At 66.1% G+C, this 14,111-nt stretch carries 15 protein-coding genes; 8 read left to right on the plus strand and 7 right to left on the minus strand.

Annotated features, from left to right (window positions below; genetic code table 11):
* Positions 1 to 23: 23 nt before the first annotated feature.
* From ABIB35_RS15290 to ABIB35_RS15305, 4 genes are all read left to right on the plus strand, one after another.
* On the plus strand, positions 24 to 1,628 hold the full coding sequence (locus ABIB35_RS15290; RefSeq protein ID WP_354182579.1) for a S1C family serine protease: 1,605 nt from the start codon (positions 24 to 26) through the stop codon (positions 1,626 to 1,628).
* A gap of 246 nt (positions 1,629 to 1,874) precedes the next feature.
* A complete protein-coding gene (locus ABIB35_RS15295) occupies positions 1,875 to 2,723 on the plus strand; it encodes an electron transfer flavoprotein subunit beta/FixA family protein (RefSeq protein ID WP_354182580.1) in 849 nt (282 codons plus the stop codon).
* A 55-nt stretch (positions 2,724 to 2,778) separates the two neighbouring features.
* Positions 2,779 to 3,723 carry an electron transfer flavoprotein subunit alpha/FixB family protein gene (locus ABIB35_RS15300; RefSeq protein WP_354182581.1) on the plus strand — a complete coding sequence of 315 codons (945 nt, stop codon included), beginning with the start codon at positions 2,779 to 2,781 and terminating at the stop codon, positions 3,721 to 3,723.
* 3 nt (positions 3,724 to 3,726) lie between these two features.
* Entirely contained in the window at positions 3,727 to 4,473 is a 747-nt protein-coding gene (locus ABIB35_RS15305) for a PIG-L deacetylase family protein (RefSeq protein ID WP_354182582.1), read from the plus strand.
* 38 nt (positions 4,474 to 4,511) lie between these two features.
* Here ABIB35_RS15305 and ABIB35_RS15310 read toward each other — a convergent pair whose 3' ends face one another.
* The 7 genes from ABIB35_RS15310 to ABIB35_RS15340 all read right to left on the minus strand — a co-directional run bounded on the left by ABIB35_RS15310 (position 4,512) and on the right by ABIB35_RS15340 (position 10,094).
* Positions 4,512 to 4,916, minus strand: coding sequence for a TipAS antibiotic-recognition domain-containing protein (locus ABIB35_RS15310; RefSeq protein ID WP_354182583.1), 405 nt, complete (start codon positions 4,914 to 4,916; stop codon positions 4,512 to 4,514).
* A 203-nt stretch (positions 4,917 to 5,119) separates the two neighbouring features.
* Complete coding sequence (locus ABIB35_RS15315; protein ID WP_354182584.1) at positions 5,120 to 6,001, minus strand: anti-sigma factor; 882 nt, start codon at positions 5,999 to 6,001, stop codon at positions 5,120 to 5,122.
* On the minus strand, positions 5,982 to 6,644 hold the full coding sequence (locus tag ABIB35_RS15320; protein ID WP_354182585.1) for a sigma-70 family RNA polymerase sigma factor: 663 nt from the start codon (positions 6,642 to 6,644) through the stop codon (positions 5,982 to 5,984). The genes ABIB35_RS15315 and ABIB35_RS15320 overlap by 20 nt, the downstream gene beginning before the upstream one ends.
* Positions 6,645 to 6,828: 184 nt before the next feature.
* Positions 6,829 to 7,629: a class I SAM-dependent methyltransferase gene (locus tag ABIB35_RS15325; RefSeq protein WP_354182586.1), complete on the minus strand. Its 801-nt coding sequence runs from the start codon at positions 7,627 to 7,629 to the stop codon at positions 6,829 to 6,831.
* A gap of 8 nt (positions 7,630 to 7,637) precedes the next feature.
* Positions 7,638 to 8,105 carry a tRNA (cytidine(34)-2'-O)-methyltransferase gene (locus ABIB35_RS15330; protein ID WP_354182587.1) on the minus strand — a complete coding sequence of 156 codons (468 nt, stop codon included), beginning with the start codon at positions 8,103 to 8,105 and terminating at the stop codon, positions 7,638 to 7,640.
* A 22-nt stretch (positions 8,106 to 8,127) separates the two neighbouring features.
* Entirely contained in the window at positions 8,128 to 9,090 is a 963-nt protein-coding gene (locus ABIB35_RS15335; RefSeq protein ID WP_354182588.1) for a J domain-containing protein, read from the minus strand.
* On the minus strand, positions 9,087 to 10,094 hold the full coding sequence (locus ABIB35_RS15340; RefSeq protein WP_354182610.1) for a nucleoside/nucleotide kinase family protein: 1,008 nt from the start codon (positions 10,092 to 10,094) through the stop codon (positions 9,087 to 9,089). The genes ABIB35_RS15335 and ABIB35_RS15340 overlap by 4 nt, the downstream gene beginning before the upstream one ends.
* Positions 10,095 to 10,214: 120 nt before the next feature.
* Between ABIB35_RS15340 and ABIB35_RS15345 the strand changes: the two genes are divergently transcribed.
* Genes ABIB35_RS15345 through ABIB35_RS15360 form a run of 4 tightly spaced genes read left to right on the plus strand, consistent with a single transcriptional unit; the run spans position 10,215 to position 14,111 of the window.
* Complete coding sequence (locus ABIB35_RS15345) at positions 10,215 to 11,456, plus strand: cysteine desulfurase family protein (protein ID WP_354182589.1); 1,242 nt, start codon at positions 10,215 to 10,217, stop codon at positions 11,454 to 11,456.
* Positions 11,453 to 12,607, plus strand: a complete 1,155-nt coding sequence (gene mnmA, locus ABIB35_RS15350) for a tRNA 2-thiouridine(34) synthase MnmA (protein WP_354182590.1) — start codon at positions 11,453 to 11,455, stop codon at positions 12,605 to 12,607. The genes ABIB35_RS15345 and mnmA overlap by 4 nt, the downstream gene beginning before the upstream one ends.
* Before the next feature lie 60 nt (positions 12,608 to 12,667).
* Entirely contained in the window at positions 12,668 to 13,048 is a 381-nt protein-coding gene (locus tag ABIB35_RS15355; protein ID WP_354182591.1) for a chorismate mutase, read from the plus strand.
* Complete coding sequence (locus tag ABIB35_RS15360) at positions 13,032 to 14,111, plus strand: uroporphyrinogen decarboxylase/cobalamine-independent methonine synthase family protein (protein WP_354182592.1); 1,080 nt, start codon at positions 13,032 to 13,034, stop codon at positions 14,109 to 14,111. The genes ABIB35_RS15355 and ABIB35_RS15360 overlap by 17 nt, the downstream gene beginning before the upstream one ends.

The raw sequence follows: 14,111 nt of genomic DNA on the forward strand, positions 1-14,111 counted from the left end.
TACCGATTTGGAAAGGACAGCACATGTCTGAGCAACACGGGGGCACTGAGGGACCACAGCGTCCGCTGCCTCCCCGTCCACCGGCCCCGCCTGCTTCGTCCGAGAGCGTCGCCGCGGGTGAAACAGGCGAAGAGACGCAGCAGCTGCCCCATCCTGCGGGGGAGCGGACCCAGCCGCTGCACTCGGCCTCAACGGCACCTTCGGGCCCCGATTCCGCACCGGACTCCGCACAGTCTGCCCAGCATCCTTCCCAACAGCATCCTTCTTCCGGGCAGCAGTCCTCCCAGCCGTTCTACGGCGGTTCGCATCAGGACCAGGGCCAGGGACCAGCAACTCCGCCGGTGTACCCGCCGGCGGCCTCCGGCAGTAGCAGTTACTCCGGTTCCGGCTACGGGCAGGACCCGTACGGACCCGGACACCAACCGGTTCCCGGACCTCCGGCGCGCAGGTTCGGCGCAGGCACTCTGGTGGCCGGCATGCTCCTAGCGGGACTGCTCGGCGGCGGCGTAGCCGTAGCCGCCGATGCCCTGATGGACGATGGCTCAGGGCCCCAGAGCACCGGCCAGGCACAGACCGTGGTGGTGAACAACAAAGACAGCGTCAACGCGGTCACGGCTGCCGCTGTGAAGGCCTCCCCAAGCGTGGTCACCATTGACGTCTCCGCCGGCGGCAGCTCCGGCACCGGCTCGGGAATCATCCTGGATGACGATGGTCACATCCTGACAAACACGCACGTGGTCACGCTGGGTGGAACCGTCTCATCTCCGTCCATTGAAGTCCAGGCCAATGACGGCCGCGTCTTCTCAGCCACTGTGGTGGGCACTGATCCGGTGTCCGATCTGGCTGTGATCAAGGTGGATGCTTCCAATCTGACTCCGGCCACCCTGGGCGACTCGAACGATCTCAACGTCGGTGACACCGTTATTGCAATTGGTGCGCCCCTGGGTCTCGCGGGCACCGTAACCGACGGAATCGTGTCCACCCTGAACCGCACCATCAGCGTGCAGTCATCCGCGGCCCCGGAATCCGATTCTGACGGCGGTACGGGCGGGGAGAATGACGGCAACGGCTTCCGCTTTGCTCCGCCGGACGGTTCCAGCCAGAGCCAGAGCACGGCTTCAAGCTCCATTTACCTGGATGTGATCCAGACGGACGCGGCGATCAACCACGGAAACTCCGGCGGAGCGCTGGTGAATTCTGACGGTGACATCATTGGCGTCAACGTGGCCATTGCCTCTGCCAGCGAAGAAAGCGGCAGCATCGGCGTCGGCTTTGCCGTCCCCATGAGCTACGCGGAGCGGGTGGCGAATGAAATCATCGACACCGGTTCGGCCACGCACGGTTTCCTGGGCGTCTCGGTCACTCCGGCCGCAGCGTCCGGGTCCTCAGCTTTCACAGTAGGAGCGCAGGTGGCTGAGAACCCTGCCGGCGGCACCCCCGCGGCAGAGGCGGGCCTGAAACAGGGAGATGTCATCACCGCGGTGAACGGAATCCCGGTCACCGATGCGCAGTCCCTGACTGCAGCCATTCGGATGCAGGCGGCGGGCAGTAAAGTCACCATCGACTACACCAGCGGCGGACGCACCGACAGCACTGATGTAACGCTGGGCAACTCAGCGGATCAGTAGTCCGCGCATCCGCGCAAGCACGACGGCGTACCGGCCCAGGCTGAAACGGGACGCGTGAAACGACGGCAGGGACTGTCCTTCCTTGAAGGGGGACGGATCCTGCCGTCTTTTGCTGCCTGAGCTGCCGCGGCTGTGGGCGCGCGGGCAGCCACACAGTGTGATTAGCTTAGTTTGTCGCCCCGGGCGGCTCCTCCCGCAGCAGGTGAACCCGCGCGCGGGACGATCTCCGACGCAGAAAGGTCCCGCATGCAGGACTCAGCCGACAGGCCGCTGAATATTGTTGTCTTGGTGAAGCACGTTCCCGATGCCCAGTTTGACCGGCATCTTTCCGGCCCCGGACATACCCTTGACCGCTCAGAAAGCATCCTGTCCGAGCTGGATGAGTATGCGCTGGAGGCGGCTCTCCAGCTTGCTGAAGCACGCGGCGGCCAGGCTGCCGGGAACATGGTTACCGCGCTGACCATGGGGCCCGATGCGGCCGTCAACGCCGTTAAAAAGGCGCTGCAGATGGGCGCCTATCAGGGCTTCCACGTGAACGACGCCGCATTGGCGGGTTCCGATGCGGCAGCAACATCGCGGGTGCTGGCGGCTGCTGTGAAGCATGCAGCGGGCGACCAGGGCGCCCCGGGCCTTCCTGACCTGGTGCTGACGGGCATGGCCTCCACCGACGGAGAAACATCTCTGGTTCCCGCGCAGCTGGCTGAACGCCTGCAGCTGGCCCAGATCACCTTCGCGTCGGAGGTGGAAGTGGTGGATGCCGGGGGCACAGATGCGGTGCGGGCCCGGCGGGACGGGGACTCCTACTCGGAAACCCTCGAGGCGCCCCTGCCGGCGCTGGTCTCCGTCACTGACCAGGCCAACGAGCCGCGCTACCCCAATTTCAAGGGCATCATGGCGGCAAAGAAGAAGACGATTACCGTGCTTTCCCTGCAGGATCTGGGCCTTGACGCGGCACAGGGCGGCAGCGAGGGTTCCTGGACCTTGGTGGCTGCTTCCGCTGCCCGTCCGCCGCGTTCCGCCGGGAGAATCATCACCGATGACGGCAGTGCCGGAGTGGCGCTGGTGGACTTCCTGGCCGCCTCCAAACTGATCTGAGAATCCTTTCACCGGCGCCGCTTCCGCGGAGCCCAAGCATTAAGGAGAGCCCGTTATGGCCTCTGTCCTGGTCTTTATTGATGTTCCCGGCCTGCCGCTGCCGCGTGCGAGCCGCGAACTGCTGACCATCGCCCGCGGCTTGGGGGATCCGGTGGTTGCCAGCCCTCGGGCTCTCGAAGATGACGTAGCGGAGGCGCTGGGCAACTGCGGCGTCGCTGCAGTCTATGAACCGGAACAGGCGCTTCCCGATGTTCTGGTCGCCGCCAAGGCCGCCTTCCTCGCGGACACCGTTCGGGCGTCTGAGCCCGCCGCGGTGCTGCTGGGCAATTCCTTCGAAGACCGTGAGGTGGCCGCCCGCACAGGCGTGAAGCTGGGCTCCGGGGTGATCACGGATGCCGTGGCTGTTGCTCCGGACCTTTCAGTCACCAAGTCCGTCCTGGCTGGCTCCTACACCTCCACCTGCCGGGTGCAGAACGGCATTCCGATCATCACGGTCAAGGCCAACAGCGTGGAGCCGGAATCAGCACCCGTTCCCGCCGTCCCTCAGCGCCATCGCATCGCCGTGTCCGATGCCGGCCCGGCAGCCCGGGTCACCGGACGCACGGAGAAGCGGGTCAGCGGCCGCCCCGAACTTTCCGAAGCCCGGGTCATCGTGGCCGGCGGGCGTGGGATGGACGGAGACTTCTCCCCGGTGGAAGATCTGGCGGACGTCCTCGGCGGTGCCGTTGGCGCTTCCCGCGCAGCCACGGACGCCGGCTGGATCGAACACTCCGCGCAGGTGGGCCAGACCGGCAAGACCGTCTCACCCCAACTGTACATTTCCGCCGGTATCTCCGGTGCGATCCAGCAAAAGGCCGGAATGCAGACTGCCAAGGTCATTGTGGCGGTTAACAAGGATCCCGATGCTCCGGTGTTCGAGATTGCGGACTTCGGCATTGTGGGGGACGTGTTCTCCGTGCTGCCGCAGGCCACCGAGGAAATCAAGAAGCGCAGGTCCTAGCCCGTGGAATCCAACCAGTCCGGCATCAAGCGTGTGCTGGCCTTCGCCGCCCACCCCGATGACATCGATTTTGGTGCTGCCGGAACTGTGGCAGCCTTCACCGCTGCCGGCGTCGAGGTCACTTACTGCATCATGACCGCCGGAGACGCCGGAGGTTTCGAGCCCGGAGACCGGGAAAACGTGTCTGCGCTGCGCAGCAGCGAACAGCAGGCAGCCGCGGAACTCGCGGGCGTGCGGGACATCCATTTCCTGGGCGAACGGGACGGATTTCTGGCCGTCACCCCGGACGTAGTGGAAAAAACCGTGGCGCTGATCCGACGGCTCCGGCCCGACGTCGTGCTCTCCATGCACCCGGAGCGCAATTGGGACCGGATCCAGGCCAGCCATCCGGACCATCTTGCCTGCGGTGAAATTGTCACACGGGCGGTCTACCCCGCGGCGGAGAATCCGTTCGCCTTTCCCCGGCTCGCCGAACAGGGGTTGGAAGCGTACAGGGTGCCGTGGCTGTGGTTCTACGGGGCCCCGCGCGAACGAGAAAACCATGCGGTGGATATCAGCGGCACGGTGGACACCAAACTGTCGGCCATCCGGGTCCACGCCAGCCAGCATCCGGACATCGCCAAGATGGAGGCAGCGGTGTGTTCGATGCTGCAGGACAATGCCCGCCGCTTCGGGCTTCCGGAAGGCGCCAGCGCCGAGGTCTTTCATGCGGTGGGTGTGAACACCGACCAGACGATTGCAGGCTTCTAGCCCGCGGGGATGGCCGATCCCCGCGGGCTAGTGCGGCGCTACAGGTTGGCGTCAGCCCACTGCTCGATGGCCTTTGCGAGATAGGCAGCCAGCCCCGGGGCTTCCTGATCATAGAAGGCGGTGAAGCGCCCGTCCTGCACGTACAGCGTCCCCAGGCCTTTATAGGCTTCCCGGTCCGGAGTCCAGCCCGCGCAGATCCATCGGTAGTGGCGGGCGACGGCGTCGGAGACCCGCGGGTCCGACGCCGCCAGACCTGCCTGCAGGCAGCCGGCGAGCTCAGTGTTGATGGCGTGGGCTTCCTGCATGAGGTCCTGCTGCTCGCCGGCGCTGAGTCCGGCCAGGCGTGCCTGGCTGGAGTCCACGCCGGCATCGCCCCAGAGCTGGCGGGCTTCTTCCTCGTAGGGGTTTTCTTCGAACCCCCGGAACATCTCTTGTGCGTCCATGGCTCCTCCTTGTGCCAGTGTGCCCAGCGTTGTTTGGACGGTCGCCGCCATTTCGGTGAGCCGCCGGCTTTCTTCCTGCAGCCACCGGTGGTGGACCGTCAGGGCCTGTGCTCCGTTGGAAATGGGCCAAGGGCTTTCCGCAGCGTCAAGGTCAAGCTACCGCCGGCGGGCAGGTGTTCTCCCCAACCTCATGCCCGGAGGCGTCAGGCCGTGAAGGGGATGACCAGCACAATGGGCAGAGTGGGCGTGGTTGAACCGCCGTCGGGCTCCACCGTCACCGCCACCGCACTATAGGGATCAATATCGGTCAGCTCGGTGGCCTTGGAACCGGAGAGATCCTCACTCGTCATGGTTCCCACGGACACCGGATCGGACCCGTCGGCCGGAACCCGCCACATCTGGTAGACCGAACCCGCCGGCGGGGCGGGAACCCCGCTGAGGGTCACGACGGCGGCGTTCTCACCTTCGGAGGTTGCCACTTCCGCCGTCCCCCCGGTGGGTAGGTCAATAGTGCGCTGCTGGAGGTCCGAGGCGGCCAGCACTTCCTCCTGGACCGAGTCCGATCCGAGGTTGCTGATGGTGACGCCACCGACAATGATTGCTGCGGCGGCAGCGCCGGCCAGGATCCAACGGCCGGCGGCACCCAGGGGGGAGCGGCGGCTGCGGCGCGCGGCGAGCTCATCGACGGGGGAAACCCCGGGTACATCGGGAACCGGGCCGGGAACATCGGGAACAGCCGAAGGCCCAGCCGGCTTTTGTGCCTGCGCCCGAGAGTCTTCCTGGCCGTCACCCTGCTGTTCCTTCTCCTGCTGCGGAAGCCTGGCCATAATCTTCTTGAACAGATCCGCCGGCGGAGCCGCTTCGGCGCGGTAGCCTCCGGCCAGCGCTTCGCGCGTGGACCAGACGCGCCGGAGGAAAGATCGGCGGACTTCGGGGTCGGCCTGTTCCAAGGCAGCGTCCACTGCTTGTCGCTCCTCATCGGGCAGTGCATTCAGGGCATAGACCTCTGCCCACTCCAGCAGCCGGCCCTCGGCCAGATCTACTGCGAGCGCATCTGAGGAGGCATCAAAGCTGTTCTCCGGCATTTTCGTTCACCCCCAGGCATTTCTTCAGTCGGATCAATCCGTCGCGGATCCTGGATTTGATGGTCGGCACCGCAGCACTGAGCCTCTGAGCGACCTCACGGTATGTCAACCCGCCGTAGTAGGCCAGGCGCACCGATTCCCGCTGGGTATCGGTCAGTGAATCCAGGCACTGCACTACTGCCTCGGCGTCAAGACGCTGTGTCACGGTGTCCACCACGTTGTCGTAGTCCGGTTCCTGCATGGCGGCACCGAAGCGTGCCTCGCGGTTGGCTGAACTCTGTTCGGAGCGGACACGGTCCACCGCGCGGCGGTGGGCCAGCGTGAGCAGCCAGGCCATGGGCGAGCCGACCGACGGATCGAAGCGGGAGGCATTGGTCCACACTTGCAGGTAGACCTCCTGCGTTGTGTCCTCGCTGAGCTCGGCGTCAATGAGTACCCGGCGGGCCAATCCGTAAACGCGGCGGGAGGTCAGTGCGTAGAACGCAGCGAAATCATCCTGGCTGCCGGCAGCGATCCCTGCCAGAAGCGTCTCCAGCGAGGCTTGCGGGCCGGGTTGCTGCCCGTGGTTCTTTGCGGCGTCGGCGGCGCCCTCCGGGATGGAGGCCTGCGCGGCGGAGGGCCGTCCCTGGTTGGACGTGTCCATAGGGTTCCAGCATAAGGGAAAAGCCGCCCCCGCGGCTGCAGCGCGGTGGTGCAAGTCGTACACACCGGTTGCTTCAGCGCGCGCCGGGCGGCCCATCACTGCCGTCACTCCCTGTGCGTCCATACCCCGTATTCGACGCCGCTGTCCGAAAGGATGGGCGCGCCGGTTTTAGGACCGGCGCACCCTAGGGCCGGTGCGCGGAAGCGATCAGGGTGTCCGCATTCAGGAGATGTTCTTCGCCCAGCTGCGTCAGGAAAGCGGCTTTAACCCGTTCCATCGCTTCGGGATCCCCGGGCAGGAGGAAACGCAAACCGCTGCCCAGAACCAGGGACCAGGCCAGGGAGTGGTTGAGCTGGACCTGGGCAGGCGTAGAGAGCACCTTAATGTCCTGGAGTCCCAGGGTCTCGAGCCAGGCCGTGAGTTTTTCAGGCGTGTTCAGCCGTTCGGTGTTGTCCCGCGCCCCGGAAAGTGGCCCGGTCAGTTCGGGACGCTCACGCCGGCATTCCTGGACCAATAAATCAGTAAACGGATTCAGAGCACCGTCCGCCCAGGTGCTCAGCGCCAGGCGACCGCCGGAGCGAAGGTTGGAGACGAGGTGCGCTGCCGCCGCGTCCATATCCGGAAGGAAGAAGATGGAGTAGGCAGACAGGATAACGTCGTACGGCTCCTCCGCGGCCCAGCGGGCAACATCGCCCACGGTCAGGCTGACGTTCGCCAGGGAGAGGGTATTGGCTTTCGCCTGGGCCAGGGCCAGCATCTGCGCCGACAGGTCGACGCCGTCCACCCGGGCATCGGGCCCGGCGTACTGGGCCGCGGGGATTGTGGTGGCACCGGTTCCGCAGCCTGCATCAAGAATGCTCTCGCCCATGGTGATCTCGGCAGCCGCCACCAGGGCATTGCCCATCGGATTCCACAGCGAAGGCGCCAGGCGCTCAAATTCGGCGGCGCCGTCGTCGAACGCGGTTCCAATGTTGGTCTCGGGCATGGGAGTCCTTAGAGCTGGGCACCTGCGAAGCCATGCTGGCGCCAGGCTTCGTAGACGGCGATGGAGGCGGAGTTAGCAAGGTTCAGGGAGCGCAGGGTGGGGAGCATGGGCAGGCGGACGCGCGCGGTGACATGCGGATCCTGCAACACATCCTCGGGCAGGCCCACGGATTCACGGCCGAAAAGCAGCACGTCTCCGGGCTGATAGGCGATGTCCGTGTAGGACGTATCTCCGTCGGAGGTGAAGGCGTAAACCCGCTCCGGAGCAAGCGCCTCCCAGGCAGCGTCAAGTGTGGGGTGCACATGGAGGACCGCGAGGTCGTGGTAATCCAGGCCGGCGCGGCGCAGCTTGGAGTCCTCCAAATCAAAGCCCAGGGGCTCGACAAGATGGAGTTCGGCTCCGGTAATGGCGGCAAGGCGGATCGCGTTGCCGGTATTACCGGGAATTTCAGGGGTGTGGAAGAGAATGCGGAACACAACCCCATCCTATGCCCGGGCGCTAGCGTGCCAATGCATCGAGGAGGCCGCCAAGAACCTGAAGCTGCACCACATTGGGCTGCGGTCCGTCGTTGAAGAAGCGCCTCAGTTCGCGCTGCAGGGTTCCGGCATTGGCCACATGCACCATGGCGGGAGCGCTGCGGCTTAGCGAGGGTGGGTAATCGATCACCGGCTCAAACGGATTGCCGTTGGGGCTGTGCAGGACAACCCAGCCGCTGACGTTGCACTCCGGGAACCGGTCCTGGAGCGTCCGGACGGCGTCCGGCAGCCGGCCGATGTTCACATCACGGCCCCGGTAACGCAGGTGCCTGCCGTCCCAGGAGTAGTTGCCCGGCGACGCCACCTGGGATTCCAGCACGGCCATCCGATATCCGCCCAGCAGTACATGCCCCACCTCAAGGTTGCCGCCGCGCGGAGACCGGTCCGGCATGTGCAGCCCGTTGACCAGCCGGCCCGCGGGATAATCCGGGAGCAGGGTGCGTTCCAACAGGTGAATAGTGAGGTTTTCACCGTCAAACCGTGCTCCGGCCGAGGAGCCCAGCCGGGACAGGAATCCGGGGCGACGGGGCGAGCCATGGACCTGCTGGCCGGCCAGCGCCAGCGGCAGCACAGGCGGAGAACCGGGGGAAAAGTCGGGAACAAAACGCGGGGCATTGCCCAAAACGTCCTGGGCGGGTCCGGATCCCGCGCGGGTAGGCGCGGTGCGGGCCGATGATGCCGGGCCGGAGGTTGTTCCCGGCCGGGGTGCTGAGCCTCGCCCCAGACGCAGGTCATAGGCTGCCTTTTGCTCCGGATTGGACAGTACCTCGTAAGCCTCTGCAATGACATGGAAGGTCTCGGCGCTGCCGCCGTGATCCGGGTGGGTGGCGCGTGCGGCTTTCCGGTAGGCGGTCTTGATCTGATCCGTTGTGGCCGAGGGGGCAAGACCCAAAACCTCATACAGCGTCTTGGGCGACGGGCTCACAGCAGTTCCTCTCGTTGCGCCGGCGGGCCCGGCAGGTGTTGCGCCGTGGCGGCGCAGCAGATTTTTGGCAGCGGTTGCATTCTTTCAGGTTTGCAGCCGCCCCGGATCACCGGGCCGGAGCACGACCGGAAGGCACAATACTGCAACGCTGCGTAAAGGTCACAGCAGGTATAACAACGTTGGAGCAGCGAACAATGTTTCCACAGAGTGTTTTCCGCAACGCTGCAGCGGCCAACTACGGTTCCCCCGGGGTACCGCCGTGCGCTTGTGCGGAAGCAACTTGCGGCGGCGGCAGGAATGACCCGTGGATCTTCCGGGTCGGTGTTCTCCACCACCACGGTGGCCCGCGCCGCGGGATCGGAGTCGCCGAAATACAGCCGCTGGCCCCCGACATAGCGGTGCATGTCCGGATGTTCCGGATCTGCCGGCGTTCCGTCCCGGAGCGCCATCCGGGCAGCGCTCACAGGAAACGGAACGTCAAGGAAAATCGAGAAATCCCAGTCGGCTGCCAGCTCGTCCCGGTGCAGGAAAAGCCCGTCCACCAGCACGACGGCGTTGGCGGCTGCGGGCTGCCAGGGCGGGGACAGAACGGCGTCCGTATCGAGGTTGTGCCCTGCCGGCCGGTAATGCCCGCAGCCTCCGGGTCTTAGGGGACTCAGGACGTAGGCCCGAAACTGATCCAGATTGTAGGAATCGTGGCGAAAGCCCGCAGCGGAACCTCGGCCGCGCCGGTAGCGCAGGTCCCGGCGGTGATGGAAATCATCCAATGACACCCGCACCACGGGCCGGGGGATTGCCGCAGCCCTTATTCCGGCGGCCAGGGCATCCGCGAAGGTGGTTTTGCCGGAGCCGTCAACGCCGTCCACCGCTGTGAACAGTCGGCGGTCGGGATGTAGAGCTGCCAACCGGGCGGCCAGGGCCTGGAGGACGCCGGTTCCTCCGGCAGGCGCAGCCTGCGCACGGACAGGTTCACAGTGGGCGGCAGGTTCCCGGGGCAGGGTCATCACAGGGGTAGTCTGCCAGCATCCGGCTCCGATCCGGTGGAGGCAGGACTCACCGGGGGAAAGTGGAACCGGCGCCGAAGAAGAATCGGCATCGGTTGCAATTCCCGTTAGAATAATCAGGTGCCCGTGTACCTAGATCACGCGGCGACCACGCCTATCTCGGCCTCGGCCCTCGCCGCACTTACGTCAGAACTACGCCGCAGCGGCAATCCGTCTTCGCTGCACGGCTCCGGCCGCCGCGCCCGGATGGTGGTGGAGGAATCCCGTGAAGCGCTCGCCGCCGCCGCGGGCTGCCACCCGTCGGAGATCATCTTCACCTCCGGCGGAACAGAGGCGGATAATCTGGCGGTGAAGGGCCTGTACTGGTCCCGCCGGGACGCCGACCCGCGCCGCACCCGGATCCTGTGCTCGCCGATTGAGCACCATGCCGTCCTGGACACTGTTCAGTGGCTGGAAAAGCATGAAGGAGCCACCGCGGTGTGGCTGCCGGTGGATCAGGACGGGGTGGTCTCCGTGGAGGCCGTCCGTGCGGAGCTTGAGGCACACCCGGACAGCACGGCGCTGCTGACCGTGATGTGGGCCAACAATGAAGTGGGCACAGTCCAGGACATCGCTGCGCTGACGGCGCTTTCCCACGAGTACGGGGTTCCCGTGCACACCGACGCAGTGCAGGCCTTCGGCGCGCTGCCGGTGAATTTCCGTACCTCCGGTGCGGACACCATGGCCATCAGCGGCCACAAGATCGGCGGCCCGGTAGGCATCGGCGCGCTCGTGGTCGGCCGGGCCGTGAAGCTCACCCCGGTGATGCACGGCGGCGGGCAGGAGCGGGACATCCGCTCGGGCACTCTGGACACCCCCGGCATTGCCGCCTTTGCCGCCGCGGCCCGTGAAGCCACGGAGAATCTTCCGGCCGAGTCCGCCCGCCTGCGGGAGCTGCGGGACACACTGATCGCCGGCGTCGAGCGCGTGATCCCTGACGCAGTGCTTCGCGGTGCGCGCGACGACGCCGCTAGTGGGGCCGGCGGCATGCCCCGCCGGCTGCCGGGCAATGCGCACTTCACCTTCCCCGGCTGCGAAGGTGATTCGCTGCTGTTCCTGCTGGACCTGGCCGGAGTGGAATCCTCCACCGGCTCGGCCTGCACCGCGGGAGTTCCGCGGCCCTCGCACGTCCTGCTGGCCATGGGCCTGAGCGAAACACAGGCCCGCGGCGCCCAGCGGTTTAGCCTCGGGCATACAACCACGCCCGCCGACGTTGACACCTTGTTGGAAGCACTTCCAGAAGCATATGAACGGGCCAAAAAAGCAGGAATGGCCTCCCACGTCAGCAGCATCCAAACAGCAGGAACAGGTTTTACTTCATGAAGGTTTTGGCAGCAATGAGCGGCGGAGTTGACTCCGCGGTAGCCGCAGCACGGGCAGTGGAAGCCGGGCACGACGTCGTCGGCGTCCATTTGGCCCTATCCCGCATGCCCGGCACCCTGCGTACCGGCAGCCGGGGCTGCTGCACCATCGAGGACTCCCGCGACGCGTGGCGGGCGTGTGACATCCTGGGCATCCCGTACTACGTGTGGGACTTTTCCGAGCGGTTCAAGGAAGACGTGGTGGATGACTTCATCGCCGAATACGCCGCCGGCCGCACCCCCAATCCCTGTATGCGCTGCAACGAGCGGATCAAGTTCGCCGCGCTGCTGGAAAAGGCGCTCGCCTTGGGTTTCGACGCCGTTTGCACCGGTCACTATGCCAAGGTCATCACCGACGCCGACGGTAACCCTGAACTGCACCGTGCCGCCGACTGGGCCAAAGACCAGTCCTATGTGCTGGGTGTGTTGACCCATGAGCAGCTCAAGCACTCCATGTTCCCGCTGGCCGAGACCCCGTCCAAGGCAGAGGTTCGCGCCGAGGCCGAGCGCCGCGGACTGTCCGTAGCCAACAAGCCGGACAGCCACGACATTTGCTTCATCCCCGACGGAGACACCCGCGGCTGGCTCGAAGAGCGGATCGACATGACCGAAGGGGACATCGTTGATTCCTCCGGCGAGAAGATCGGCACCCACCCCGGAGCCAACGCCTTCACCGTGGGCCAGCGCAAGGGCCTGAAGCTGGGCCGCCCGGCCGACGACGGCAAGCCGCGCTTCGTGCTGGAAATCCGGCCCAAGGAAAACAAGGTGGTAGTGGGTCCGGAGAAGCTGCTGAACATCGACCAGATGCGCGGCATCAAGATTTCCTGGGCTGGCCTGCCGATCCCCGAGATTGCCGCCCGCACTGAGTTTGACTGCATGGTGCAGGTCCGTGCCCACGGCGATCCCGTCGCTGCGCGTGGTTGGATGGAAGACGTTGCCTCGGATGAGGCGGACGGCGGTGTCCGCGAGGAGCTGGTAGTCCGCCTGAACGAGCCGATGCGCGGGGTTGCTCCGGGCCAGTCCATGGTGATTTACCAGGGCACGCGTGTGCTGGGCCAGGCTACGATTGACTCCGCCCGGTCGCTGGAATGGGACCCCGCCGCGGTCTCCTGAACCGGAGCAGGCAGGCGTAATATGCTCCGCCGGCAGCCGGCCGGACCCTAGACTGGAGCCATGACTGATACACCCGCAGATGAATTCGACCCCTCGGCCAGTTCCCTCTCCGGGAAAGTCTCCAACGACGTCATGGAGGAGCTGCTGGCCGTACGCAGCAGCATCGACAACATCGATGCCACTCTGGTGTATCTGCTGGCTGAACGGTTCAAAGCCACGCAGCGGGTGGGGCTCCTCAAAGCTGTGCACAGTCTGCCGGCCGGGGACCCCGGCCGTGAGGCCGCACAGATTGCCCGGCTGCGCCGCCTCGCCGAGGACGCGCATCTGGACCCGGCCTTTGCCGAAAAGTTCCTGAATTTCATCATCAGCGAGGTCATCCGGCATCACCAGGCGATCTCCGACAACCACAACGGCGGCAACAGTAATGCAGCGGGACTCTAAGCAGCCGGTTTCCTCCGACGTGAGCGCCACCGCGCTCGGTTCCTGGCCCGGTACCGACCCGGTGGAGGCCACCCGGATCATCCGCGGCGAATTGGGAGATCCGCATCTTCCGTTCCTGGTGGAGCTGCCGGACCGCGGTCCCGGAGCCGACCCGCTGGGCCGCACCGCTGCCCTGCTGGTGGATCTCGCCGTGGACCTGCAGCCGCACGGCTGGCGCCTGGTGCCCCGGCCGGGCAAGGACCACCGGCGCGCGGTTTCCCTGCTGGGCCAGGACCTGAACGCCCTCGCCGATGTAGTGGGTGTCGAGGAGACCACGGGTAAACAGCTGAAGATTTCCCTCCGCGGACCGCTGTCCCTGGCCGCAGGACTGTACCTGCACAACGGCGAGCGTGCCCTCTCCGACGCCGGCGCCCGCCGCGAACTTCTGCAGTCCCTGACCGCAGGAGCGGTGGACTTCGTGGCACGCGCCCGTTCCGCCGCCCCGGGCGCCTCACTCATTGTTCAGCTGGACGAGCCGGAAATTGCCGACGTCCTGGGCGGAACCATTCCCACCGCCAGCGGCTACCGCACCCTCCGGTCAGTGCCCGCCACCGAAGTGTCACAGGCCTGGAACCACATCATTGAGGCGCTTTCCGCTGCCGGCGCAGCCCAGACTATCCTCCGGCTGCCGGCGGCCGCCCGTTCCGAGGCGCTGCGGAACGGCGCCCAAACGCCTTTCGCCCTGGCGCTTGGTGCCGGAGCGCAGGGAGCGGCGCTGCCTGCCGCCGGCCTCACCGGAGACGACTGGGAACGGATTGCCGAAGTAGTGGAGGGCGGAAAAACCCTGTGGCTGGGAATCCTGCCAGCATCGACAGGCGCTGCTGAACCCCGCCAGGTGAAAGCCCTGGTGGAGGACGTCCTGCGGCCCTGGACCAAAATAGGGCTGCCGGCCAAGGCACTGCCCGCCCTGCGCGTGACCCCGGTGGGGGAGCTGGCGGAGGCTTCGCCGTCGGGCGCCCGCAAAGTCCTGTCCCGCCTGACCCAAACGGCTGAAGCCCTGTCCTCCGTGGCCGCTGAGAGCTAG

The sequence above is a fragment of the Arthrobacter sp. UYP6 genome, assembly GCF_040547315.1.
Classification (GTDB): domain Bacteria; phylum Actinomycetota; class Actinomycetes; order Actinomycetales; family Micrococcaceae; genus Arthrobacter_B.